Origin of the sequence: Blautia massiliensis (ex Durand et al. 2017) (assembly GCF_001487165.1) — a bacterium.
In the GTDB taxonomy this organism is placed as follows: domain Bacteria; phylum Bacillota; class Clostridia; order Lachnospirales; family Lachnospiraceae; genus Blautia_A; species Blautia_A fusiformis.
Genome location: NZ_LN913005.1, coordinates 15,212 through 38,264 on the forward strand (window position 1 = coordinate 15,212; position 23,053 = coordinate 38,264).

Sequence of the window (23,053 nt, forward strand, 5' to 3'; positions counted from 1 at the left end):
TGTTATACCCCCGATAAAAAAAGTCCCAGCCAGATAACCAGGATCACTCCATTCAAAATAGACCCGACCATGCTCGTCCTGTGTTTCCGGTTTTCTTCCGAAAAGCTGGAAAGCCCCAGTGTAAAGCCATATGCAGAAAGTAGCATGGCAAAAAGCCCGGTTCCGCCGATCAGGCCCCCGAGCTTTCCATCAAAAAAGAGTGCAAGCACAACTGCCGCGATAAACAGCACGAGGGAAGCCGCCGCAAGTCCTACAGACCATTTTCCCTTGGAAGCTTCTCTTTTTTTTGCAAATGCATATCTATATCTTCTTGCCATTAATTTTTCTCCTAATTCTGTCGCAGACTGCATAAATCCCATATCCAAGCGCTGCGCCCAGAGTATTCAATATCATATCATCCACATCAAAGCAGCCAACTTTTGTAAGCAGCTGGATCACTTCTATCGTCAGACTGATAAAAAAGCCGGATAATATGATAAAAAAGCCATTTCGCATTTTTCCGGTTATTACCGGAAGAATAAATCCGTATGGCACAAATCCCAGCACATTTCCAAAAACATTTGTGAAAAGCGCAAATGTACCCACTATTTTTCGATAAGTCCAGAAACGCCTGATCTCCACAAACGGAACAAGATTGTAACGGTATTCTCTTTCTGCATCCGCCACTCTTCCGTATCCTTCGGAAAAGAACAGAAGATACACAAGAACAAGAACATACAATACAAAAAAAGCTGTCCCGAGTTTTTTTACTCTGCGTTTTGTCCCTTTTTCCAATATTCTCCCCTGCTTAAATAGTCCGAAAAGCCACACGGAACAACGTGCGGCTTTTCAGATCATATTAGATTAATATCTCTGATTTTCTTCTGAGCAGTCTCGCACCGTTCACGATCATCAGAATTCCTGTGACAAGTCCCGTCACCAGAACGACAATACCGAGTGCAAGGCTTCCCGCCCCGCTGCTCGCCATAGTTTTATAAATTTTTTCATTCATAAGGCTGCGTCCTCCCAGTAAAAGCGGACCTTCGGAATCCGCCGCTCTTTTATGACCTTTTATAACAATATTATTCTGCGCCGTACTGGTCATAATATGCATCAATGGCAGCTTTCAGCTTATCATCGATCACAACACGGCCTTTGTATTCTTTGTTGTAGAGATGCTCAACAACCTCCGCCATAGTTACAATAGCTGTAGTCTGAAGGCCGTAGGTTTCCTCGATCTCTTTGAGCGCACTCTTTGTTCCCTGGCCACGTTCCATACGGTCAACAGAAACCACAAGACCTATCGGATTTACATCTCCCTGCGCTTTGATGATCGGAAGTGTTTCTTTAATGGATGTTCCTGCAGTCGTAACATCCTCAATGATCACTACCTTATCCCCATCCTGGATCGGGCTGCCAAGAAGAATTCCTTTATCTCCGTGGTCTTTCACTTCCTTACGGTTGGAACAGTAACGGATATCCTTTCCGTACATTTCACTGATCTCCATAGTTGCTGCTACAGAAAGCGGGATTCCTTTGTATGCCGGTCCAAACAGCACATCAAAATCCAGTCCGAATTTGCTTTCTATCGCTTTTGCATAATACTGTCCCAGCTTGCGAAGCTGCGCACCGGTACGGTAAAATCCTGTATTTACAAAAAATGGTGTCTTTCTTCCTGATTTCGTAGTAAAATCTCCAAATTTCAGGACATTACAGTCAATCATAAATTCAATAAATTCCTGCTTATACTGTTCCATTTATCTAATCCTCCATGTTTTTCATATATACGACAAACCCAGGATCCACACTCTGCTGCAATCCCAGTGTAAAATCCCTTTATTCATCCTGTTAATTCTAACATATGAACAACAGAATTGCAAATACGGCAATCCTCCGTTATTTCACTACTCCGATCAGCTCATTGATGTCTTCCACTTTCTGTTTTTCAAGAAATGCCTGAATACCATCTGCAATCTCCACAGTAGCATAAGGGTTAAAAAAGTTTGCAGTTCCCACAGACACTGCAGTAGCACCTGCCATAATAAATTCCAGGGCATCCTCAGCAGTTGCGATTCCTCCCATACCGATGATAGGAAGGGATACTGCATTTGCCACCTGATATACCATACGGACAGCTACCGGTTTTACTGCAGGACCGGACATTCCACCGGTTTTATTTGCCAGTGCAAATGTACGTCTGTTGATATCGATCTTCATTCCTGTCAGGGTATTGATAAGAGAAAGAACATCTGCGCCGCCAGCTTCTGCTGCTTTCGCCATCTCGGTAATATCGGTTACATTTGGGCTCAGCTTCATGATCACCGGCTGTTTTGCATATTTCTTTACTTCTTTTGTGATCTCTTCAAGAGCTTTCGGATTCTGACCGAAGGCAATTCCGCCTTCCTTGACATTCGGACAGGAAACATTGATCTCCAGCATATCCACAGGCTCATTTCCAAGGCGTTCTACAACCTCACAGTAATCCTTTGCAGATTTTCCACAGACATTGACGATGATCTTTGTATCATATTTTTTAAGGAACGGAATATCTCTTTCACAGAAAACATCAATCCCCGGATTCTGAAGACCAATGGCATTGAGCATTCCGGATGCTGTCTCTGTCACTCTCGGTGTAGGATTTCCCGGCCACGGTACATTTGCCACACCTTTTGTCACAACTGCGCCAAGTCTGTTCAGATCCACAAATTCACTGTATTCCGCTCCGGAACCAAATGTTCCGGACGCTGTCATCACCGGATTCTTAAGTTCTACGCCGGCAAGATTTACATTCATTCTGCTCATAGCTCTACCTCCGTGCTCAGGAATACAGGTCCGTCTTTACATACTCTCTTGTTATGGACATGAGAATGAGAATCCACATCTTTGGATTTGCACACACAGGCAAGACACGCGCCTACGCCACAGGCCATACGCTCTTCCATGGAGATCCAGCACGGAATTCCTTTTTCAAGGGCATATGCCTTGATGGCACGGAGCATCGGGGCAGGTCCGCAGGCAAAGATCGCATCTGCCTCAAGATCGTTCTCACGGATGGCATCCATAACATTTCCCTTTGTTCCTGCAGAGCCGTCTTCTGTTGCCACATAGACATCTCCATAAGCTTCAAATTCCTTATTTAAAAACAGCTCATCTCTGTATCCGAGAACCATGATCTTTTCTGCGTCCAGCTGTTTAGCAGTTTCCAGCATTGGCGGGATTCCGATTCCTCCACCCATGAGAAACACTTTTTTGCCTTTTACTGCATCCAGCGGAAAACCATTTCCCAGAGGTCCCATAGTCTCAATGGGGACCCCTGCATGAAGTCTGGAAAATTCCTCCGTACCGGTTCCTTTTCCTGTAACGCGATATACCAGTCTCAGTTTTCCTTCTGCTTTATCGATCTCACAGAGACTGATGGGTCTTGGCAGAAGCTTACCGCCATTGCGGCTGTAAAGTGATACAAACTGTCCCGGCACTGCATTTTTTCCAATCTCACCTGCATCCAGCCACATACTGTAAATATCTGTACCAATACATTCCTGGCTGAGTATCTTACAGGGCTTTTTTGTTTTTTTACTTTCTGATGTACTCATAAAATGCCTCCTGCATTATCTGTTCTCCAGCGCACCGCTGATATCCGCGATCATATCTTTTACTGCCGCTCTGGAAGCATCTGCGTAATTTTCAGCGCCAAACTCTTTATATTTCTCCTGCTTATATGCAGCGATGATTCCTCTGGAAGAGTTTACGATAGCACCAAGTCCGTCCTCATTAAAGAAATGGACAAGATCTGCGCCCTTTCCACCCTGAGCACCATATCCGGGAACAAGGATAAATGTCTTCGGCATGATCTTTCTTAATACCTTTCCCATTTCCGGATAGGTCGCACCTACAACAGCACCAACATAACTATATCCATCACCCATAAGCTCATCGCCCCATTGTGCAACCTTCTCACCTACCAGCTCATAGAGCGGGCGACCGTCGATGACACGATCCTGGAACTCACCACTTGATGGATTGGAAGTTTTGACCAGAACAAAGATACCCTTTTTCTCTTCCTTACATACATCCATAAAGGGTTTCACACCATCAGAACCAAGGTATGGATTGACCGTTGCAAAATCCTCATCAAAACCTGCATATTTTTTTGAGCCTACCTGAACCTGTCCCAGGTGACCAACTGCATATGCTGCAGATGTGGAACCGATATCACCTCTTTTGATATCACCAATCACAACCAGATCTTTGGCTTTACAATACTCAACCGTTTTCTTGTATGCGATCAGTCCCGGGATACCAAACTGCTCATACATGGCGATCTGTGGTTTCACTGCCGGGATCAGATCACAGGTCGCATCCACGATCCCTTTGTTATACTGCCAGATTGCTTCTGCAGCGCCCTCCAGAGTCTCTCCAAACTCTGCAAAAGCCTTCTTCTGGATATGCTCCGGAATATAATTCAGCATAGGATCCAGTCCTACAACGATTGGTGCATTTGTTTTGCGGATATTGCTGATCAGTTTGTTAATCATGATTCTTTCTCCTCCTGGTTTTTAAATACAATTTTTCCGTCACAGATGGTATAAAGCACTTTTCCCTTTACTTTCCAGCCATCAAACGGTGTGTTATGTCCTTTGGAAACAAATTTATTTTTATCGATAGCATACTCCTGCTCCGTATCCACGATGATCACATCTGCCGGATGGCCTTTCTGGAGAGTTCCTCTGTCAAGCCCGAGGATTTTCGCCGGGTTCAGGCACATCTTCTCAACCATCTGTTTCAGTGTGATCACATCTTTTTCCACCAGCTCTGTATAGGTGAGCGGAAGGCTTGTTTCCAGACCTACGATCCCAAATGGTGCATTCTTCATAGAACCTGTTTTTTCCTGTGCACTGTGCGGTGCATGGTCCGTGCTGATCACCTCGATGGTACCGTCCTTCAGGCCCTGTTTCAGTGCTTCCACATCCTTCGGTGTACGGAGCGGCGGATTCATCTTGTAATTCGGGTCATCTGTTTTAATATCATCGGATGAAAGGATAAAATGGTGCGGGCATACTTCAGCTGTGATATTGTCGTATCCTTTCTCTTTTACGATCTTCATCATCTGGGCATCCCCATAAGTGGAACAGTGGCAGAGATGAAGATGGACTCCTGTCTCCAGCGCCAGAATGATATCTCTGGCTGTAATGGTATCTTCCACTGCATTGCAGATTCCGGGAAGCCCCAGTCTTTTGGCGTTCTCATCCTCATTCATGCATCCATCTCCACGCAGATCGATATCTTCACAATGGTCAAAAAACGGCACGCCACATTCTGCTGCGATCCTCATTGCTTCTTTACAAAGTGCTGTATTCATCACAGATTTTCCATCCTCGGATACTGCCGGGATCCCTGCTTTCACCATTCCGGCAATATCTGCAAGTTCAGTACCTTTTTCTCCCATAGTGGCTGCACCTGCCTGAAGTACATGAATACCGGAAACCTGCGCCGCCTTGTTATGTACATAGTTTACCCGGTCCGGATTATCAATAGTGGGAGTTGTATTTGGCATAGCAACTACAGTTGTCACACCACCACGTGCTGCCGCAGCAGCACCACTCTTGATATCTTCCTTATGTGTCTGGCCCGGATCACGAAAATGGACATGAAGGTCGATAATTCCCGGCATGACCAGCTTTCCTTTCGCATCGATCACACGGTCGCCGTCTTTCTTTTTCAGCTTCTGGCCTATTTCCGCAATGATTCCGTCTTCCAGATAAATATCGCCTGTTTTATCCGTATCTGTAGCCGCATCCACGATCCGGCCTCCTCGAATCAGAATCCCCATTTCTGTTCTCCTCTCATCCTGTATTTTCAAAGCAGATCCTTCAATCCGCTTGTATTCTCCTATATCATACACGAAATCTCTCTATTTATAAAGATTTTTTTTACAAAGCAATTTCGCCTCTTTTTACACCCCGGAATTGTTGGAATTTTCTCCTTGACATTTCAAAACACGGGTTATATAATCAGAGCATGGCAAAATATTTAATGTAAAATCACTAGTTTTTAGAGATTATATTTACATGAATATAGTCTGTAAAATCTGGTGATTTTTTATTATCATCAGAAGGCTATTTTAATTTTTTTTATTTTTATGGAGGTAACACAAAATGAACAAGGGAACTGTAAAATGGTTCAACGCAGAAAAAGGTTATGGTTTTATCACAGGTGAGGACGGACAGGATGTATTCGTACACTTCTCCGCTATCAACGGTGAAGGCTTCAAATCTCTTGAAGAAGGACAGGCTGTATCCTACGACTTAACAGAGGGCGCTCGCGGAATGCAGGCTGCTAACGTTACAAAGTTATAATTCTATAACCATAAAAAACGTATAAGTCAAAACGGGGCTGCTTTATGGCAGACCCGTTTTTTATTGCATTGTATTTATCCTGTATATAAAAATCCCCGGGATGCTTCAACACATCCCGGGAACCCATCATTTCATATGTGTTTTCTATTCCGCACTGTCTGAAGATAATCCGGAAATATAATCTGTCAATGCAGAAGTATCCATCACAGTATCCACCTTCACACTGGCTTCCTTCGCCTGGATCTTGGCATATGCGGAATATCCGATCCAGCCTACAAGCAGAACCGCGATGAGGATCCATGCCGCCATCTCAAGTACAAATTCTGCGCGTTCCTTCTTCAGGGCACTGTTTCGCGAGTATTTGTTGTTTTTATATTTGTCAACTTTCTTCTGGCTCATTGTCTTTCTCCTTTGCCGCTTCAGTACTTCGTTCATTATAGCACACTTGTTTTCAAAAGAAAAGCGGCAACTCCCTGAAGAAATGTGATAATTTTCTGAACTGGAGATTTTCTCTGATCAGACTGCTACGATAACGCCACCATCGTTGGCATACATACTGCTGACACCGGCAGTATCCATAACTACGATCTTTGCTGGGTGCAGTTTCTCACGGATAGCCTCCTCCAGCATCTTCGCTCTTTCCGGACAGTTGCAATGAGTGATGGCAACTGTCTTTTCCGGGATGTTGATCCCCTTCTCTCCAATGTGATCCACCATTTTTACGATTGCTTTATTCATGCCTCTGGCCTGATCCAGCTGACAGATCGTTCCTTCCGGAGTAGCTCCCATAACCGGCTTGATCTTCAGTGCACTGGCCACCAGAGCTTTCACTCTGCCCAAACGTCCGTTCTTGCGCAGAGTTTCCAGATTCTCCAACACAAAAAATGTGTTCATCTCTTCAATATATTTCTCTACTTCACTTACTACTTCTTCAAAAGAAAGTCCCTTTTCTTCACACTCCACGATCTTCATGGCAATCAGACTCTGACCACCGGATGCAGATTTGGAATTAAATACATGAACCTTTTTCTCCGGCTGCTCTTCCAGGAACAGGTTTTTTCCAAGAATCGCACTGTTATAGGAACCACTCAATTCTGCCGATAGCGTCACCGCATAAATGTGTTCCGCATCACACTCATATGCCTTCATATAGCGTTCCGGAGAAGGGCATGCAGACTTGGGGCATTCCGGGCAGGCCGCAACCTTCTTTAAAAAATCTTTCTGATTGAAATTCTCATCATCTATAATATTCTCACCGCCCACCGTCAGCGTCAGTGGTATGGATTCAATCCTGCCGTCATTTTTCCATTCATCTAAAAGCTCCCCACAGCTATCTATCGCAATCTTATAGCTCAATTATATCGTCCTCTTTTCCATTATATGTAGTATTCAATACCATATCTATCGTATCACATAAACAGATATTTGAAAAGAGTTTTTTAAAAAGTCTGTCCTTTTTTCTTTATCTGAGATATAATGTCTACACGCGATCACATAAAAGAAAGGAAGTGCGGCATGCTTGCATTAAAGATCACAGATATCCGGGATTTCACAAACAAACTTTTTATAGGAGAAGTATTTGACAAATTCTGTCTGTCCGAAGCGACTGTGACTACTTTTAATACTTTTACCATTGATGGCAGGCTTCAGAAAGATTTTTTTGATACAGACAGCATGAACAGACTCACAGAGCACGGCCGGACACATTCTCTCTGGAAGGACATCAGACCTTTCTGCTGGTCTGTGATCCGCGGTAAGCGTACGCCCTTAAGCTTCAGGATCGTGCTGCATTTAAGTCGGAGTGGAGTTGAAGCCGCAATGAGAAATACAGATTTCGGAATTTCCTCCGAACAGATAGACGGACTATTCTTAAATCTTCAATTTAAAAATAACAGCCTTCTTTGTACTACCGGAACCTCTCTTAAAACATTCTCTATGGATAAACGCCCAGAGCAGCTCTGGGATGATATGATCCTGAGCTTTCTGTCCAGGAATCAGATTCTTTTTGAAAGGCTATAGTCAATTCTCTTCTTCTATTTCCCTCAGGTAATACGCAAGCATATCAATAAATTCACTGTTGGTAGGCTTGTATTCCAGAGGATATCCTGCAATCTCATCCAGCAGTTTTTTATTTCCTTCCCAACACACATTTACCATTGTTCTGATATCATGCTCAATATTGGTAGGTGTTGATCTGTACTTCCGCGCCAGGCATGGATAAATGTCCTTTGTGATCCGCAATGGTTTATACTGATACCCCATGGAAATCTTTACCGCTTCCGCAACGAAAAAATATCCTTTGTATTTCGAATTTGCACCAAGTCTTCTGATCAATCCATACACCTTTTTCATACATTTGTTCCTCCATTTCATTTTTTTCTCTTTTTAAAAGCACTCCCTTATGTATAATACGACAGTTATCTATATTTTTCGCTTTCTTCTGAAAATTTATTTTATACATATTAGATACTAATTTAAATTTTTAGTCATATTTTACAGGTTATTTTTATTTAATATCTATTATTTTATTTAAAATTCCTATAATTGTGTTAAAGATACACATATTGTTATAAAAAAAGCAAAGGCTTTGCCCCATTACGGGCAAAGCCTTTCGATCATTTTATATGTCGTTTTATTTTGTAAGGACCATAAGGATATCGTTGCTTCTCTTTACAAATTTTGTCATTTCTTCAGGAGAAAGCTGTTTATGGCTCATCATTGCAAGATCATAAAGCTGTTCACAGATCACCGGAACATACTCTGATCCCTGATTTTCTGCTATAAATCTTACAAGAGGATGATTTGCGTTCAGTACAAGTACTTCCTGACCACCGAACATATTCGGATCCATTCCGTACATATTGTACATTTTCATCATATCCTGCATACGGCGACTCTCCTCAGGAAGAGTGATCATCGCTGCAGTTCCCTCATTTTTCAGCTTCTCTACTTTTACTTCAAGTTTATCCTTGCCAAGATTCTTACGGAACACCTCAGTAAGTGTCTTGACTGTTGCTTCATCCGCTTTTCCGTCTTCACGAAGCTCTTCTGTCAGATCTGCATCAATTCTCTTGAACTGGATCGTCTGATCCTGCTGTTCAAGATGGGAAATAAACTGTGAATCGATCACATGCTTCAGCAGTACAGCATCTTTACCCGCTTCACGGAACATATTAATGTACTGGCTCTGCTGTACCTCATCGGTCACATAATAGATCACCGTTTTTTCCGGTTCCTCATTCTGGGATCCTTCAGAAGCTTTCTCCTCTGTCTTCTCCTCTTCAGCTGCTTTTGTTTCTTCTTTTTTATTTTCCTCAATGCAGTCTTTCAGGGTAAGATATTTGCCATCCAGATTCTTAAAGAGGATATAATCGTTCATCTTCTCACCAAATTTCGCATCCTTGATGCATCCAAATTTGATAAACGGGCTGATATCATCCCAGTACTTCTCATAAGACTCTCTGTCTGTCTTGCACATTCCGGTGAGCTTATCTGCTACTTTCTTGGTGATGTATTCAGAAATCTTTTTCACAAAACCATCATTCTGCAGTGCAGAACGGGAAACATTCAGTGGAAGATCCGGACAGTCGATCACGCCTTTCAGAAGAAGAAGGAATTCCGGGATCACCTCTTTGATGTTATCTGCAATAAATACCTGATTATTATAAAGCTTGATGGTTCCCTCAATGGAATCATACTCTGTCCTGATCTTCGGGAAATACAGGATACCCTTCAGGTTGAACGGATAGTCCATGTTCAGATGGATCCAGAACAGCGGTTCCTTGTAATCCATAAATACCTTACGGTAAAATTCTTTATACTCTTCATCCGTGCACTCATTTGGGTGTTTCATCCAGAGCGGCTGTGTATCGCTTAAGGATACCGGCCGTTTATTGATCTTTACTTTATCTTTGGCAGGAGAAACTTCCACAACTTCTTTCTCGCCTTTATCATTCTCCTTTTCCTCTGTCTTGGCATCCTCATGGATATGCTCAACTACCACATCATCTTCACGGAGATCTGCCTCATCGATCGTTTCATACTCCTGTTCAGCATTTGCTTTGGAAAGATAGATATTTACCGGCATGAAAGAACAGTATTTCTCGATAACCTCTCTCATACGATATTCATTGGCAAACTCCAGGCTTTCCTCATTGAGGAAAAGAGTGATCTCTGTTCCCGGTTCTGTTTTGTTTCCGTCTGCCATCTCATACTCCGTACCACCGTCACAGGTCCAATGTACCGGTGTGGAACCCTCCTTGTAAGAGAGAGTATCAATATGAACTTCATCTGCAACCATAAATGCAGAATAAAATCCAAGTCCGAAATGACCGATCATCTGATCATCCGTTGTTTTATCCTTATATTTCTCAAGAAACTCTGTGGCACCGGAAAAAGCGATCTGTGTGATATATTCCTCTACTTCATCTGCTGTCATACCAATACCGTTATCGATAAACTTCAAAGTTTTCTGATCCGGATCAACGATAACATTTACAGCCGGTTTGTAACCTTCCGGGAATGTATAATCTCCCATAACTTCCAGCTTTCTCAGTTTGGTGATCGCATCGCATCCGTTGGAGATCATCTCTCTTACAAAAATATCATGGTCGGAATATAACCATTTCTTGATAATCGGAAAAATATTTTCACTGTTGATTGATAAACTTCCATGTTTTGCTGACATATATGTCACTCTCCTTTTGTTTTTATTTTTATTTCTGATGTTCCGACAGAGCCGGAAACCTGTTGTTTTTTTCAATAAATATATACTAATACGACTTTTTACAAAAGTCAAGAAAAATTTAGCACTCATCATTATAGAGTGCTAGTAACAGCATATAAAACGGATCTCTATGTGCAAAAAAATCCCTCCGTACATTTTTTGTACGGAGGGTGCTGTAAAACTATCTTCTACATTCTGTTCTTATTTTTTCTTTCTACGATATACAAGGATTCCTCCAATACATACCACAGCCACGATCAAAATGATCACAAATGTCATGATCGGTGTACTGTCTCCCGTCTGCACTGCAGATTTCTGATTTGTCTGTGTCACTGCCGGACTCGGAGTCGCAGTAAGAACTGCTGCCTGTGATACCGTAAAAGTAACCGTACTTTCTGACTGTGTACCGGTATCCTTCCAGCTGGAGCCGTCGTATTTCTGCTGTCCAAAGGTAACTTTCAGAGTATATTTTCCCGGCTTGCTGACACGGAATGTTGCAGTATAAGGCTCTCCATCCCAGGTACGGGTCTCTGTGATCTTCCAGCTCTTCGGCTGATATCTGGTATCTCCCTTACGCGGGTTTGTATTATCCATTCCTGCACCAGCTGCTGTAAAGGTGATCTTTGTATTGGTATCATACTTGCCATTGGAATCAATGCCTGTGATCTTATTGTCCGATGCAGCGGCTTCCGTGCCCTGATATCCATTTACTGTAATACTTACTGCGATCACTGTACTGATCTTGTTGGGATTCTTAACCCCCTCCGGAAGAATGACGGTACCTTTTACATTAAATATCTGACGTTCTGCAGAAGACGGATCATAAGAAGATCCCTTAACATCCCATTTAACAGATGCCTTCTGCTCTCCCTTTGTTGTAGTGATCTTTACTGTTCCCGGAAGCTTCAGGGCTTTCTGGGTTTTCTGGGTTCCATTGGGTAGATCTTTGATATCGGATGGCTTTTTGATGCCTGTAAGGTTATTCGCCTTCTTACCGTTATCTGTTTTTTTCTTTGTAACGCTGAAATGGACATTTACATAAGCTTCCACATTTGCATCATTGGCGATCACAATGTCTTCCAGATATTCCCCCTGTGAAAGTCCGCTGACCGGCTGTACGCTAAAGGTTGCATTATCTCCTGCTTCCAGCTCTGTGGCGGAAAGTGTACCAATTGTATATGCATTTGATGAAGGCTGTTTCAGAACGATCTTTGTATTTCCGGTGTTGGTAACTGTAACTTTCTTCGCATCAGGAAGTTCCTTATAGCCTTCCTCTTTGGTTCCAAACTCCAGACTATCTGTTACCGAAAGACCGGGATTGGGTTCCGGTTCCGGTTCCGGCTCCGAAACTGTAAATTCCAGCCGGACTTCAGCCAGTGTGTTTCCGGTATTCTGATCTGTCACAGAAATCGTATCGCTGTGATCTCCGACCTGAAGACCGGTCTTGGGCTGTACGGTAAAGGTTGCCGCCTTATCTCCGGGATTGAGCACTTCCGCAGAAGGCTCTCCCACCTCATAATCCTCCGGAGCAGAAAGCTGGATCCGGATAGCCTCTGTACCTGTATTCTCTACGGTTACAGGCTGTGCATCCGGCGCAGTCTCATAGCCCTGTTCCAGTGTTCCAAACTTCAGAGGACCTTCCGGTTTCACTGTTGCAGTAACTGTTTTTGGTGTTTCTGTCTTTACCATAACCGAAGCCGTCACTGTAGCAGATGCTTCCGTGCTTTCATCAGAAGCAAATACAAGCTCTTCCACGTATGGATCATCTTTTGCAGAGAGTCCAAGCTTAGGCTGTACGGTAAAGGTCTGCTCTCCTCCCTGCGCCAACTGGATATTTCCGCTACTCTCCACTTCACTGACCGGCGCAATATCAAAAAACTCCGACTCAGGCTGTACTAACGTCACAGCTTCTGTACCTTCGTTTTTGATCGTGACTGTACTTGTTGTTTCTACCTTTTCATAACCGGCAGTCAGATCATCAAAAGGCAGTTCTGTCGGATCCGCAGTTAGCTTGTATATTTTTTCCGCTGCAGGGTCCGATGTTTCCCCGGGATCTGTCTGCTCATTATTTTCATGATCTTCGGCTTTTTTATTTTCCGGTTCTTTTACTGTAAAGTCCGCTTCAAAGAAGACATCGGCACCTTCTTCTGTCTGATACGTGATCAGATCTTTGTATTCTCCAGCCTTCAGACCTTCTCGTGGTTTTACCCACACAGCAACACTTTCACCACTCTTTAATGGCGCATCGTTAATATCCGCAGCCATGAAATTCTCCGGGGCAATCTCTTTAAAATTGAGATCTCCGGTTCCGTTATTTGTGATAGTAACCATCTGTGCTTCCGGAATTTCCGTATATCCCTCTTCCACGGAACCAAAATCCAGAATTCCACTTCCATCTTCCGTGTATGCAGATGCCGAATATGTCGGTTCCTCATTTTTTTCGGAAGCGTCTGCTGCTGTACCTGCGGAATCCGGTGTCTCTGTCTGACTATCTCCAGATGTATCTGCCTCATCGGTATTCTGAGGCCCTGACTGTTCTCCGTTTACTTCTATAACAGAGTTTTCAGCAGGCTCCTGGGTATCTGCAGGTTCCTGTGCATCTGTATTTTCCTGTACATCTGTATTCTCCTGCACATCCGCAGACTCCGTTTCTTCTGCCGGCTCTATGGTTTCCTCAGGCTGAGCACTATCAGGCTCCTCTGACGTTCCAGCTTCTGTATCCGGCGTGTTCTCTGAAGACTCCGAATCTGCCGAAGCTTCACTTTCCTCCGCATCCGGATCTTCTCCTACTGCTTTGGCTTCTTCCTTTTTCTTTTCTGCCAGTGCTTTGGCTTCCTCCTCTGTTTCGGAAACCTCCTGGGTCGTCACCGTAAGCTCACCACTGACTCCCGTCTCTTCTTTTCCGGTGATCTTCAGAACGATCGGAAGACCCAGATCTTTTTCATCGATTTTATAAGTCTTATCAGTTCCTACCTCTGTAAGAAGGTCTCCGTCCTTTAATGACCAGGAAAAACTCACATTATCATCTGTGATCCCCTCCGGCTTGACCTTTGAGTAATCTGCACTTAAGGTAGACCCGATCGCAAGTGTTCCTTTGACCTTCAGCTTTCCATCAAGAGTTCCCGATGGAGCTGCAGTGGCAAATACCATCGATGGAAGCAGCGTTACCATCATAAGCACAGCCATGACGACTGCCAGCACTCTGCTTTTTTTCATATCCCATCCTCCTTTACATCATTTTATTTTCCCCACATTTACCCTTTCTACGCAGGGCTTTCTTTTTGCTGATGCAAGTTTATCATATTTAATTTTCAGAGGTGTAATCCCTGCTTTCCGTCAGCCTTCTACGATCATATATTTTCCGTCCGGGAGTTTGAATACTTCACTTTCTTCTTCCAGCTCCTTCAGGGAAATCCCCTCCACATCTGCGCCCATTCCATCCAGATATTTTTTAACATCCTTCAGGGAATCCAGCACAACTGCCATGCAATCCTCTAGAAATTCCTCTGCCTCCTCAAAATCCTCTGCTACCGGCTCATCAAAAAGCTGACCCTGTTTTTCCAGAAATGTCTGGACATATTCTTTCTTGTACATATTAAAGTACCTCCTTTATATCTCCGCCCGCCGCGATCAGTCTGCGAAGTACTGGTTCCACCTTCTCTGTCTCGTAGAAAGCCGCCGCCTTTACCCCTGGCTTCGCATGCTTCATGGCAAAGCTGTATTTTACAGATTTCATCATTTCAATATCATTGTATTCATCCCCGAACGCTATGCATTCATCCGGTCCGATTCCCAAAAGTTCCTGGTATTTACGGATCCCTTTTGCTTTGTTCGTGGTAAATGGAACAAAATCCACCCACGCAAATCCGGATGTCACAACAGTACATCTGTCTTTGAACCGTTCTCTCCAGTACCGGATGGATTCCTCCGTCATTCCTTCTCTCTCATAAACTGCAACCTTCATACAAGGCTCTGTGATCTCATCAAAACTCTTTATGATCTTACACTGATTTTTTACTTCTTCGATCATCAGATGGCGATAATGTTCTGTCTTGGGCATGATATAATAAAAATCCTTTGTAGAACAGGAAAATTCCGCTCCGGGCTTTTCCCATATTGCCTGAATGATCTCTCTGACCAGTTCTTTGTCAAAGCTGTCGCAGTACAGAAGCTTCTCATTCTGGACAGCAAGCCCGCCATTTTCACTGATAAATGCCATCTCGTCCTTTACCGGCGCAAAAAGATTCCTCATATTGGCATACTGTCTGCCACTGGCTGCCACAAAGAGGATTCCCATTTTTTTCAGTTCCTTTACCAGCGGAAAAATCTCTTCCGGCAGCGTCTGTCTTCCACCGATAAGCAGCGTTCCATCCAGATCACTGGCAACCATCTTAATCATGCTGCTTCTCCTCATAGATAGTAAACAGATCACCAGGTACAGCTGCTACAATATCTGCACCGTTATTTTCAAGCTCTTCTCTGTCACGGAATCCCCATAGTGCACCAACGGTATACATTCCGGCAGCACTTCCTGTCTGCATATCTGTCTTTGTATCTCCGATATACATACATTCTTCCGGCTTTACGCCGAAATCTTCTGCAATCTTTAGCGGACCATCCGGCGCCGGCTTTCTGCGGATCCCTTCCTGCTGTCCCATCACCTCATCAAACAGATCGCCATAGATCGCCTTTACCACTTTCTGCGCCGCAACATGAGGCTTATTGGAGCATACAGCCATCTTAAGGCCTGTATGTTTCAGCTTCTGAAGGGTTTCCGGCATATCTTTATATGGCACAACTTTATACAACGGATCTTCATCAAATTTCCTGCGATAAAGTTCCCTGACTTCTTCGTAGTGTACCAGCTCCGGATCTCCTGCATCGATCAGGCATCTTCTGATCAGCATATCTGCACCTTCACCGCTGTAATAACGAAAATTATCTGCCGGCTGTGGTTTCAGGGAAAACTTTTCCATGATCTCATTCGCCACATATGCCATAGATTCCAGTGTATCCGCAATTGTTCCATCCAGATCAAATATACAAGCTTTTATCATTTTGTCTTTCATCCTCTCAGGTTCATTCCCAGTTTTTTTGTCTCATAGATCAGTCTTGCCACAGGCAGTCCCACCACGTTGTTATAATCACCACGGATTCCCTTCACATAGGCTCCCCAGGCGCCCTGGATCCCATAGCTTCCGGCTTTGTCCATTGGGTCTTTGCTGTTTACATATTCCTTTATTTCTTCCTCTGTCACCGGATAAAAGCTCACATCTGTGCACTCATGGAAGGTATGAGCTTTCCATCTCCCTTTTTCTCTTATCAACAAAGTTACACCGGTATATACCTGATGTGTATTCCCCTGCAGCATAGCGAGCATCTCTATTGCAGCTGTCTCATCTGCCGGTTTACCTAAAATCTTACCCTCATAAGATACAACGGTATCTGCACCGATCACAACCACATCTCTCAGATCTCGGTTCTCCTCTTCCTCCAGCGCGTATGCCGTAAACATAGCTTTCTGACGAGAAAGTTCCTCCACCACTTTCGCAGGCTCTGCACTGGTGATCCGTTCTTCCCCGCTGGCAGGCTTCACTTCAAAGGCGACTCCTACCTGGCTTAAAAGTTCCCGCCTCCTGGGAGATGCGGAAGCAAGCACGATTTTCTTCATGTGTAATTCCTCTCTTTCCTGTGTTATCAGTATAACCGTTTCTGTAAATGGGCGCAACCGAAATCGTTGCAGGAGCATTTTGTACTTATCCATTTATTCCTGATGACGATAAAACAAAACAAGCAGTACACCCTGATACCTGTTCACGGTGTACTGCTGTCATATGTTTCGTATTCTTTTTGACAGTTTTTATGCTTTCGGTAATTTGAAAGAGCTCTTCAGAGATACAATGCGGTTAAATACCGGTGCTCCCTCCCTGGAGTCATGGATATCTGCGCAGAAGAAACCGTTACGTACAAACTGATAGCTGTCATAACCTTTTGCTTTCAGAAGCTCCGGCTCTACATAAGCACTTGTTACTGTAAGAGAATTCGGATTTACATTAAGAGAACCATCTTCTTTATTGTAAACACCTTTTTCTTCATCTACGATATTCTCGTAAAGTCTTACCTCAACTTTACCTGCATTGGATGCTTCCACCCAGTGGATCGTTCCTTTTACCTTACGTCCGTCCGGTGCATTTCCGCCCTTGGTCTCCGGGTCATAGGTACAGTGGACTACACGGATCGTTCCGTCGTCATCTGCCTCATAACCTGTGCAGGTTACAAAATATGCATTCATAAGACGAACTTCATTTCCAATATAGAGACGTTTGTATTTCTTAGGAGGCTCTGCCATAAAATCATCACGTTCAATATAAAGTTCTCCACTGAACGGAATCTTTCTGGTTCCAAGCTCCTCATTCTCCATATTATTCGGAGCTTCAAGATACTCAACCTGTCCTTCCGGATAGTTATCGATCACGAGCTTGATCGGATCAAGGATCGCCATCATACGCGGACGTTTCAGCTTCAGGTCCTCACGGATGCAGTACTCGAGCATTGCATAATCTACAGAACTGTTCGCCTTTGAAACGCCACAGAGTTCTACAAATTTACGGATAGACTCCGGTGTAAATCCACGGCGGCGAAGTGCGGCGATGGATACTAGTCTCGGATCATCCCATCCATCTACGATGCCGTCCTCAACAAGCTTCTTGATATAACGTTTACCTGTAACAACGTTGGTCAGGTACAGCTTTGCAAACTCGATCTGCTTCGGTGGGTGCGGATATTCCAGTTCCTTTACCACCCAGTCATAAAGCGGTCTGTGGTCCTCAAACTCCAGAGTACAGATAGAATGTGTCACACCCTCAATGGCATCCTCGATCGGATGAGCGAAGTCGTACATCGGATAGATGCACCATTTATCTCCTGTATTGTGATGTGTCATGCGGGCTACACGGTAAATGACCGGGTCACGCATGTTCATATTCGGTGATGCCATATCGATCTTGGCGCGGAGAACCTTCTCGCCATCTCCGTATTTGCCCTCACGCATCTCTTCAAAAAGCTGAAGATTCTCTTCTACAGTACGGTTTCTGTACGGGCTCTCTTTACCTGGCTCTGTAAGAGTTCCTCGGTACTCACGAATCTGGTCTGCAGTCAGGTCGCAGACAAAGGCCTTGCCTTTCTTAATAAGCTTCACTGCTGCCTCATACATCTGATCAAAATAATCAGATGCAAAGAAAAGTCTGTCTTCCCAGTCTGCACCAAGCCATTTCACGTCAGCCTTGATGGACTCTACAAATTCGGATTTCTCCTTTGTAGGGTTGGTATCATCAAAACGGAGATTGAATTTTCCGTTGTATTTCTGAGCCAGTCCATAATTTAAAAGAATGGATTTCGCATGTCCGATATGAAGATAGCCGTTAGGTTCCGGTGGGAAACGTGTATGCACGGTGTCATAAACGCCTTCTTCAAGATCTTTGTCTATAATATTTTCAATAAAGTTTTTGGAAACTGTTTCGTTCTCCATTGCTTTCCCTCCTAAATATCATCCTGATGTTTTATCTTATCATAAATCCGGAGTTTTTGAAACCCGCAAAACCTGTATCTAAACAAAAAATTGTCTGTTTTTAGACACAAAAAAAGCTGCTGACGGGAATCGAACCCGTGACCTCCGCCTTACCAAGGCGACGCTCTACCGACTGAGCCACAGCAGCTTGTTTCGCGACGTTTGTGCCGCTCACAGTTGTTTATATTATCAGATGATTGTCATATTGTCAATACATTATTTTTATTTTTTTAAAAATTCATATTTTCATGATTATAGCACAAAAAATCCTGTGTGCTGTCGCTCACAGACACAGCACGCAGGATTCTCTTTTTACTCTTCTGTCTTTGTCTCTTCTGCTTCTGTCTCTTCTTCCGCTTCGGCCTCCGATTCATCATCTGCAGGTGTTTCCTCTTCTGCTTCTGTTGGTGCCTCTTCAGCATCCTCTGCCTCTTTGGAAACTTCTACAGTCTCAGATGCAGTCTTGTCCCAGTCCTGGAAGACTTCTTTCTCTTCTTTTTCTTCCTTCTTCTCGTCATCCTTGAAATCATCAAGATCTTCGAAATCATCCTCAAAGTCTTCTTCGCATACGGATCGTCTGGATACAAGTGCTGCGATAGCTCCTGCTGCGGCAGCGGTAAGCGCTCCTACTGCAACAAGTCCCCAATATTTATTGATCTTCGCCATAATTTGGTCTCCTTTCTTATTCTGCTCCTTATGAATATTATTTTAATACTTTTATATTCAAAAGGAAAGAAGTATTTACTCTTCTCAAAAATAGCTTTTAATTTTCCCACGGATCCTCTGCAGTGCATTATCAATGGATTTCGGTGTTTTTCCAAGGATCTGGGCAATATCCATATATCCATTTCCATCCAGATACAACTGCAGTACCCTGTTTTCCAGAGGGCTCAGGCTCTTTTTCATTTCATTTTCGAGAGCCGCCACATTTTCCCGGTCGATCAGGATCGATTCCGGATTATCATGCTCCACACAGGAATCTCTGAAGTTTTCCTCCGCCTCTCCGTCGCTTAAAGACACATAAGTGTTCAGTGGCTGATGTTTCTGGCGGTTTGAACTTTTAATTGCAGTATATATCTGTCTGTCAATACATATATTTGCAAAAGACTGAAAAGACGACTCCCTGTCTGGCTGGTAATCACGGACTGCCTTAAACAGTCCGATCATCCCCTCCTGTATCAGATCATCTGTGTCCCCACCTATCAGAAACATGGCACGAGCCTTTTTTCTGACCAGACCTTTATACTTTTCCATCAGATAATCTGCAATTGCAGATTCCCCTGCACGAAGTCTTTCGATAAGAGCTTCATCCGTCATCTCATTATATCGGCACATTTTTTCTCCGAACAGCTATGGCTGTATTTGATGTATTTATTTTGACAGTCTCTGTCTCACGATCTCAAAAGCAAGCACCCCTGCTGCTACAGAAGCGTTGAGGGAATCGATATCCCCCTTCATCGGGATCGCGGTAGTAAAATCACATTTCTCTTTTACAAGGCGGCTTACACCATTTCCCTCATTTCCGATCACAAGGCCAATAGGTCCTGTCAGATTCTGACGGTACATCACCTCTCCGTCCATATCTGCACATACGAACCAGATGCCTTTTTCTTTCAGTTCATCAATAGTCTGTCCCAGATTAGCAACCTTGGCAACCGGTGTATAATTCAGTGCGCCTGCCGACGTCTTGGCAACCGTAGCAGTCAGTCCTACTGCTCTGTGTTTGGGAATGATCACACCATGAGCACCTGCGAGATTTGCGGTACGGATGATAGCTCCCAGATTATGAGGATCTTCAATATTATCAAGAAGAATGATAAACGGAGGCTCTCCCTTATCTTCTGCTTTTTTCAGGATATCTTCCACTGTAGAATAATCATAAGCCGCAACCTGTGCGATCACACCCTGATGTGCACCTGTCTCGCTCATGGAATCCAATCGTTCCTTTGGAACAAATTTTACAATGGTATCATGTTTTCTGGCTTCTCTTGCGATGGTGCGGACCGGTCCGTCCTGACAGCCATCCAGAATAAACAGTTTATCAACACATTTACCGGAACGAAATGCCTCAAGGACCGCATTTCTTCCTTCTATCATTTCAGTCAATTTAAATTTCCTCCTTCTCAAGTCCTGCATGGACCAGTTCCAGTATCCTTGAAAAATCCTCTTTCAGGTAAAGATATCCCATCAGCGCCTCAAACCCTGTGGCACGCCGGTAATCCGCCATGGTGGCATGTTTGGCCATGGTAGCGGAATGCGCATTCCTTCCTCTTCGATATACACTTTTTTCTTCTTCTGTCAAAAGTGGTTCGAGGATCTCCATCATACCCGACTGCGCAGATGCTTTTACAAGGCTGCTAGCTTTTTTGTGGAGACGATTTACCGGACAATTCGCTTTTTTCACAAGAATAGTACGGATCACCAGCTCATAAACACCATCCCCGATATAGGCCAGCGTCAGCGGCGAATAAGTCCGAAGGTCTGCGTCTTTCAGATCAAACAGCTCTTTCAGTTTCTTTAAGCTCTCTGCCATTTCACACCTTCTCTTGTATCTTTAAGGATGATACCTTTTTTCAGGAGCTCATCTCGGATCTCATCTGCTCTCTTGAAATCCTTTGCCTTTCTTGCAGCCTGGCGTTCCTGGATCAGATCCTCGATCTCTTTGTCAAGAATCTCTTCTTTTTTCTCGATTTTCAGTCCCAGCACATCACTGAGCTTAAAAAGTTCCTCATAAAGACCACCGGCAAACTCCCTTGAGCTGTTCTCGTCTACGTTTGTGTTGGCAAATTTTACAAGCTCAAAAATTGCCGCAAGTGCATCTGCAGTATTAAAATCATCATCCATGGCAGCTTCAAATTTGGTAACAAAACCTTCTGCCTCTTTGAGAAGCGCAAGCTCTTCCTCTGTAATATTCTCTGCCGCCCCATTGTCTTTACGGTCGCTGAGCTTGCCTGCCGCCTCAAGGATACGCTCCAGAGAGTTCTTTGCTGCCTCCATCAGATCTGCGCTGAAGTTCAGCGGACTTCTGTAATGTGCGTTCAGCATAAAGAAACGGAGAACCTGAAGATCATACTGTTCACCGATCTGACGAACGGTACGGAAATTTCCGAGAGATTTGGACATCTTGCGGTTGTCGATGTTCAGGAAACCATTATGCATCCAGTATCTTGCAAAAATCTTACCATTGCAGCACTCACTCTGTGCGATCTCATTCTCATGATGCGGGAAGATCAGATCCTCACCGCCTGCATGGATATCAATCTCTTCTCCGAGATATTTCTTGGACATAACAGAACACTCAATATGCCAGCCAGGACGTCCGTCGCACCACGGTGACGGCCAGGACGGCTCGCCCTCTTTCTTTGGTTTCCAAAGCACGAAGTCTAACGGATCTTCCTTCTGATCCTCACCGGATACCTTAAGAGAACGGAATCCTGACTGGAGATCATCCAGATTCTTATGAGAAAGCTTGCCATACTCTTTGAATTTCTTTACACGGAAATAAACGGTCCCGTCAGCTGCCGGATATGCATATCCTTTATCAATAAGAGTCTGGATCATGTCGATCATGCCCTGGATCTCCTGTGTAGCCTGGGGTGCAGTTGTAGCAGGTTTTACATTCATATCTGCCATATCCTTCTTGCACTCTTTGATATAACGGGTAGAGATTTCCTCTGCGGAAACGCCCTCTTCAATTGCCTTCTTGATGATCTTGTCATCTACATCGGTAAAGTTGGATACATAATTTACTTCATATCCTTTATATTCCATATACCTGCGCACTGTATCAAAAATGATCATAGGGCGGGCATTTCCGATATGGATCAGATTGTATACCGTAGGTCCGCAGACATACATTTTTACTTTTCCTTCTTCCAGAGGTACAAATTCCTCTTTTCTGCGTGTCAGTGTGTTAAAAATCTTCATGTTACTCTTCCTCCAATTTCCCGATTCTGTACAGGGAGCAGATCGCCTGTGAGGAGATTCCCTCTCCCTGTCCTGTAAATCCAAGGCCTTCCTCTGTGGTCGCCTTGATATTCAGCTGTGATATTTTAATCCCAAGTGCTTCTGCGATATTTTCTCTCATCGTCGGAATATGTGGTGCCATCTTCGGTTTCTGAGCGATGATGGTGGCATCGATATTTCCGATCGCATAGTCATTCTCCTTCAGTAATCCGGCAACATGCACCAGAAGTTTCACACTGGAGATTCCCTTATATGCAGGGTCTGTATCCGGAAAATGCTTTCCGATATCTCCAAGAGCCGCAGCTCCCAGAAGTGCATCCATGATCGCATGGATCAGAACATCTGCATCCGAATGGCCCAAAAGACCTTTTTCCCAAGGAATATCAACACCACCAAGGATCAGTTTCCTGCCCTCTGTCAGTTTATGTACATCATATCCCATTCCTACTCTCATCAAAC

Annotated in this window: 26 protein-coding genes and 1 tRNA gene; 2 read left to right on the top strand and 25 right to left on the bottom strand. The window is 44.0% G+C overall.

Annotation, left to right across the window (positions count from 1 at the left end):
* Positions 1-2 precede the first annotated feature (2 nt).
* From BN3261_RS00110 to BN3261_RS00145, 8 genes are all read right to left on the bottom strand, one after another.
* Positions 3-317 (bottom strand): hypothetical protein, encoded by a 315-nt coding sequence (locus BN3261_RS00110; RefSeq protein ID WP_015525901.1) that lies wholly within the window; start codon positions 315-317, stop codon positions 3-5.
* The gene (locus BN3261_RS00115) at positions 301-774 is read right to left on the bottom strand and encodes a VanZ family protein (RefSeq protein WP_022426214.1); all 474 of its coding nucleotides are present in this window, start codon (positions 772-774) and stop codon (positions 301-303) included. The genes BN3261_RS00110 and BN3261_RS00115 overlap by 17 nt, the downstream gene beginning before the upstream one ends.
* Before the next feature lie 64 nt (positions 775-838).
* Positions 839-991 (bottom strand): hypothetical protein, encoded by a 153-nt coding sequence (locus BN3261_RS17570; protein WP_022426215.1) that lies wholly within the window; start codon positions 989-991, stop codon positions 839-841.
* A 70-nt stretch (positions 992-1,061) separates the two neighbouring features.
* Complete coding sequence (pyrE, locus tag BN3261_RS00125) at positions 1,062-1,736, bottom strand: orotate phosphoribosyltransferase (protein ID WP_015525899.1); 675 nt, start codon at positions 1,734-1,736, stop codon at positions 1,062-1,064.
* Between the two features lie 139 nt (positions 1,737-1,875).
* On the bottom strand, positions 1,876-2,781 hold the full coding sequence (locus BN3261_RS00130) for a dihydroorotate dehydrogenase (RefSeq protein ID WP_015525898.1): 906 nt from the start codon (positions 2,779-2,781) through the stop codon (positions 1,876-1,878).
* A complete protein-coding gene (locus tag BN3261_RS00135; protein WP_021650964.1) occupies positions 2,778-3,572 on the bottom strand; it encodes a dihydroorotate dehydrogenase electron transfer subunit in 795 nt (264 codons plus the stop codon). The genes BN3261_RS00130 and BN3261_RS00135 overlap by 4 nt, the downstream gene beginning before the upstream one ends.
* Positions 3,573-3,587: 15 nt before the next feature.
* A complete protein-coding gene (gene pyrF, locus BN3261_RS00140) occupies positions 3,588-4,514 on the bottom strand; it encodes an orotidine-5'-phosphate decarboxylase (protein ID WP_059085168.1) in 927 nt (308 codons plus the stop codon).
* Positions 4,511-5,809, bottom strand: a complete 1,299-nt coding sequence (locus tag BN3261_RS00145) for a dihydroorotase (protein ID WP_022426216.1) — start codon at positions 5,807-5,809, stop codon at positions 4,511-4,513. Before BN3261_RS00145 ends, pyrF begins: the two co-directional genes overlap by 4 nt.
* Positions 5,810-6,134: 325 nt before the next feature.
* On the opposite strand from BN3261_RS00145, the gene BN3261_RS00150 reads away from it, so the two are divergent.
* Complete coding sequence (locus BN3261_RS00150; RefSeq protein WP_015525894.1) at positions 6,135-6,335, top strand: cold-shock protein; 201 nt, start codon at positions 6,135-6,137, stop codon at positions 6,333-6,335.
* A gap of 144 nt (positions 6,336-6,479) precedes the next feature.
* Here BN3261_RS00150 and BN3261_RS00155 read toward each other — a convergent pair whose 3' ends face one another.
* Both BN3261_RS00155 and BN3261_RS00160 read right to left on the bottom strand, forming a co-directional pair.
* The gene (locus tag BN3261_RS00155; protein WP_015525893.1) at positions 6,480-6,734 is read right to left on the bottom strand and encodes a hypothetical protein; all 255 of its coding nucleotides are present in this window, start codon (positions 6,732-6,734) and stop codon (positions 6,480-6,482) included.
* Between the two features lie 117 nt (positions 6,735-6,851).
* Positions 6,852-7,691 carry a DegV family protein gene (locus BN3261_RS00160; RefSeq protein WP_059085169.1) on the bottom strand — a complete coding sequence of 280 codons (840 nt, stop codon included), beginning with the start codon at positions 7,689-7,691 and terminating at the stop codon, positions 6,852-6,854.
* A 159-nt stretch (positions 7,692-7,850) separates the two neighbouring features.
* Between BN3261_RS00160 and BN3261_RS00165 the strand changes: the two genes are divergently transcribed.
* Entirely contained in the window at positions 7,851-8,354 is a 504-nt protein-coding gene (locus BN3261_RS00165; protein WP_022426217.1) for a DUF5721 family protein, read from the top strand.
* Here BN3261_RS00165 and BN3261_RS00170 read toward each other — a convergent pair whose 3' ends face one another.
* From BN3261_RS00170 to ispF, 15 genes are all read right to left on the bottom strand, one after another.
* Complete coding sequence (locus tag BN3261_RS00170; protein WP_022426218.1) at positions 8,355-8,687, bottom strand: sporulation initiation factor Spo0A C-terminal domain-containing protein; 333 nt, start codon at positions 8,685-8,687, stop codon at positions 8,355-8,357.
* Positions 8,688-8,967: 280 nt separating this feature from the next.
* Positions 8,968-11,022, bottom strand: a complete 2,055-nt coding sequence (htpG, locus tag BN3261_RS00175) for a molecular chaperone HtpG (protein ID WP_059085170.1) — start codon at positions 11,020-11,022, stop codon at positions 8,968-8,970.
* Between the two features lie 240 nt (positions 11,023-11,262).
* Entirely contained in the window at positions 11,263-14,277 is a 3,015-nt protein-coding gene (locus BN3261_RS17860) for an ICP22 family protein (RefSeq protein WP_235812322.1), read from the bottom strand.
* Between the two features lie 120 nt (positions 14,278-14,397).
* Positions 14,398-14,655 (bottom strand): hypothetical protein, encoded by a 258-nt coding sequence (locus tag BN3261_RS00185; RefSeq protein ID WP_015525887.1) that lies wholly within the window; start codon positions 14,653-14,655, stop codon positions 14,398-14,400.
* A gap of 1 nt (position 14,656) precedes the next feature.
* On the bottom strand, positions 14,657-15,460 hold the full coding sequence (locus BN3261_RS00190) for a Cof-type HAD-IIB family hydrolase (protein WP_021650974.1): 804 nt from the start codon (positions 15,458-15,460) through the stop codon (positions 14,657-14,659).
* Positions 15,453-16,118, bottom strand: a complete 666-nt coding sequence (locus BN3261_RS00195) for an HAD family hydrolase (RefSeq protein WP_044961208.1) — start codon at positions 16,116-16,118, stop codon at positions 15,453-15,455. The genes BN3261_RS00190 and BN3261_RS00195 overlap by 8 nt, the downstream gene beginning before the upstream one ends.
* Positions 16,119-16,126: 8 nt before the next feature.
* The gene (locus tag BN3261_RS00200; RefSeq protein WP_022426223.1) at positions 16,127-16,732 is read right to left on the bottom strand and encodes a Maf family protein; all 606 of its coding nucleotides are present in this window, start codon (positions 16,730-16,732) and stop codon (positions 16,127-16,129) included.
* Between the two features lie 189 nt (positions 16,733-16,921).
* Positions 16,922-18,589 (bottom strand): glutamine--tRNA ligase/YqeY domain fusion protein, encoded by a 1,668-nt coding sequence (locus BN3261_RS00205; RefSeq protein WP_015525883.1) that lies wholly within the window; start codon positions 18,587-18,589, stop codon positions 16,922-16,924.
* Between the two features lie 114 nt (positions 18,590-18,703).
* Positions 18,704-18,776, bottom strand: a tRNA-Thr gene (locus tag BN3261_RS00210).
* 164 nt (positions 18,777-18,940) lie between these two features.
* Positions 18,941-19,294, bottom strand: a complete 354-nt coding sequence (locus tag BN3261_RS00215; protein ID WP_059085171.1) for a hypothetical protein — start codon at positions 19,292-19,294, stop codon at positions 18,941-18,943.
* A gap of 84 nt (positions 19,295-19,378) precedes the next feature.
* Positions 19,379-19,963: an RNA polymerase sporulation sigma factor SigH gene (gene sigH / locus BN3261_RS00220; RefSeq protein WP_059085172.1), complete on the bottom strand. Its 585-nt coding sequence runs from the start codon at positions 19,961-19,963 to the stop codon at positions 19,379-19,381.
* A 36-nt stretch (positions 19,964-19,999) separates the two neighbouring features.
* Positions 20,000-20,725, bottom strand: a complete 726-nt coding sequence (rlmB, locus tag BN3261_RS00225) for a 23S rRNA (guanosine(2251)-2'-O)-methyltransferase RlmB (protein ID WP_227573913.1) — start codon at positions 20,723-20,725, stop codon at positions 20,000-20,002.
* Positions 20,726-20,735: 10 nt separating this feature from the next.
* A complete protein-coding gene (locus BN3261_RS00230; protein ID WP_021650980.1) occupies positions 20,736-21,161 on the bottom strand; it encodes a Mini-ribonuclease 3 in 426 nt (141 codons plus the stop codon).
* Complete coding sequence (gene cysS, locus BN3261_RS00235; RefSeq protein ID WP_021650981.1) at positions 21,146-22,555, bottom strand: cysteine--tRNA ligase; 1,410 nt, start codon at positions 22,553-22,555, stop codon at positions 21,146-21,148. The genes BN3261_RS00230 and cysS overlap by 16 nt, the downstream gene beginning before the upstream one ends.
* A gap of 1 nt (position 22,556) precedes the next feature.
* Positions 22,557-23,048, bottom strand: a complete 492-nt coding sequence (ispF, locus tag BN3261_RS00240; protein WP_044961210.1) for a 2-C-methyl-D-erythritol 2,4-cyclodiphosphate synthase — start codon at positions 23,046-23,048, stop codon at positions 22,557-22,559.
* Positions 23,049-23,053: the final 5 nt, after the last annotated feature.

What these genes read in the sequence shown, in the direction of transcription:
- BN3261_RS00110 (WP_015525901.1), bottom strand. Translation starts at nt 317, where the DNA reads ATGGCAAGAAGATATAGATATGCATTTGCAAAAAAAAGAGAAGCTTCC.
- BN3261_RS17570 (WP_022426215.1), bottom strand. Translation starts at nt 991, where the DNA reads ATGAATGAAAAAATTTATAAAACTATGGCGAGCAGCGGGGCGGGAAGC.
- pyrE (WP_015525899.1), bottom strand. Translation starts at nt 1,736, where the DNA reads ATGGAACAGTATAAGCAGGAATTTATTGAATTTATGATTGACTGTAAT.
- BN3261_RS00130 (WP_015525898.1), bottom strand. Translation starts at nt 2,781, where the DNA reads ATGAGCAGAATGAATGTAAATCTTGCCGGCGTAGAACTTAAGAATCCG.
- BN3261_RS00135 (WP_021650964.1), bottom strand. Translation starts at nt 3,572, where the DNA reads ATGAGTACATCAGAAAGTAAAAAAACAAAAAAGCCCTGTAAGATACTC.
- pyrF (WP_059085168.1), bottom strand. Translation starts at nt 4,514, where the DNA reads ATGATTAACAAACTGATCAGCAATATCCGCAAAACAAATGCACCAATC.
- BN3261_RS00145 (WP_022426216.1), bottom strand. Translation starts at nt 5,809, where the DNA reads ATGGGGATTCTGATTCGAGGAGGCCGGATCGTGGATGCGGCTACAGAT.
- BN3261_RS00150 (WP_015525894.1), top strand. Translation starts at nt 6,135, where the DNA reads ATGAACAAGGGAACTGTAAAATGGTTCAACGCAGAAAAAGGTTATGGT.
- BN3261_RS00155 (WP_015525893.1), bottom strand. Translation starts at nt 6,734, where the DNA reads ATGAGCCAGAAGAAAGTTGACAAATATAAAAACAACAAATACTCGCGA.
- BN3261_RS00165 (WP_022426217.1), top strand. Translation starts at nt 7,851, where the DNA reads ATGCTTGCATTAAAGATCACAGATATCCGGGATTTCACAAACAAACTT.
- BN3261_RS00170 (WP_022426218.1), bottom strand. Translation starts at nt 8,687, where the DNA reads ATGAAAAAGGTGTATGGATTGATCAGAAGACTTGGTGCAAATTCGAAA.
- htpG (WP_059085170.1), bottom strand. Translation starts at nt 11,022, where the DNA reads ATGTCAGCAAAACATGGAAGTTTATCAATCAACAGTGAAAATATTTTT.
- BN3261_RS17860 (WP_235812322.1), bottom strand. Translation starts at nt 14,277, where the DNA reads ATGAAAAAAAGCAGAGTGCTGGCAGTCGTCATGGCTGTGCTTATGATG.
- BN3261_RS00185 (WP_015525887.1), bottom strand. Translation starts at nt 14,655, where the DNA reads ATGTACAAGAAAGAATATGTCCAGACATTTCTGGAAAAACAGGGTCAG.
- BN3261_RS00190 (WP_021650974.1), bottom strand. Translation starts at nt 15,460, where the DNA reads ATGATTAAGATGGTTGCCAGTGATCTGGATGGAACGCTGCTTATCGGT.
- BN3261_RS00195 (WP_044961208.1), bottom strand. Translation starts at nt 16,118, where the DNA reads ATGATAAAAGCTTGTATATTTGATCTGGATGGAACAATTGCGGATACA.
- BN3261_RS00200 (WP_022426223.1), bottom strand. Translation starts at nt 16,732, where the DNA reads ATGAAGAAAATCGTGCTTGCTTCCGCATCTCCCAGGAGGCGGGAACTT.
- BN3261_RS00205 (WP_015525883.1), bottom strand. Translation starts at nt 18,589, where the DNA reads ATGGAGAACGAAACAGTTTCCAAAAACTTTATTGAAAATATTATAGAC.
- BN3261_RS00215 (WP_059085171.1), bottom strand. Translation starts at nt 19,294, where the DNA reads ATGGCGAAGATCAATAAATATTGGGGACTTGTTGCAGTAGGAGCGCTT.
- sigH (WP_059085172.1), bottom strand. Translation starts at nt 19,963, where the DNA reads ATGTGCCGATATAATGAGATGACGGATGAAGCTCTTATCGAAAGACTT.
- rlmB (WP_227573913.1), bottom strand. Translation starts at nt 20,725, where the DNA reads ATGATAGAAGGAAGAAATGCGGTCCTTGAGGCATTTCGTTCCGGTAAA.
- BN3261_RS00230 (WP_021650980.1), bottom strand. Translation starts at nt 21,161, where the DNA reads ATGGCAGAGAGCTTAAAGAAACTGAAAGAGCTGTTTGATCTGAAAGAC.
- cysS (WP_021650981.1), bottom strand. Translation starts at nt 22,555, where the DNA reads ATGAAGATTTTTAACACACTGACACGCAGAAAAGAGGAATTTGTACCT.
- ispF (WP_044961210.1), bottom strand. Translation starts at nt 23,048, where the DNA reads ATGAGAGTAGGAATGGGATATGATGTACATAAACTGACAGAGGGCAGG.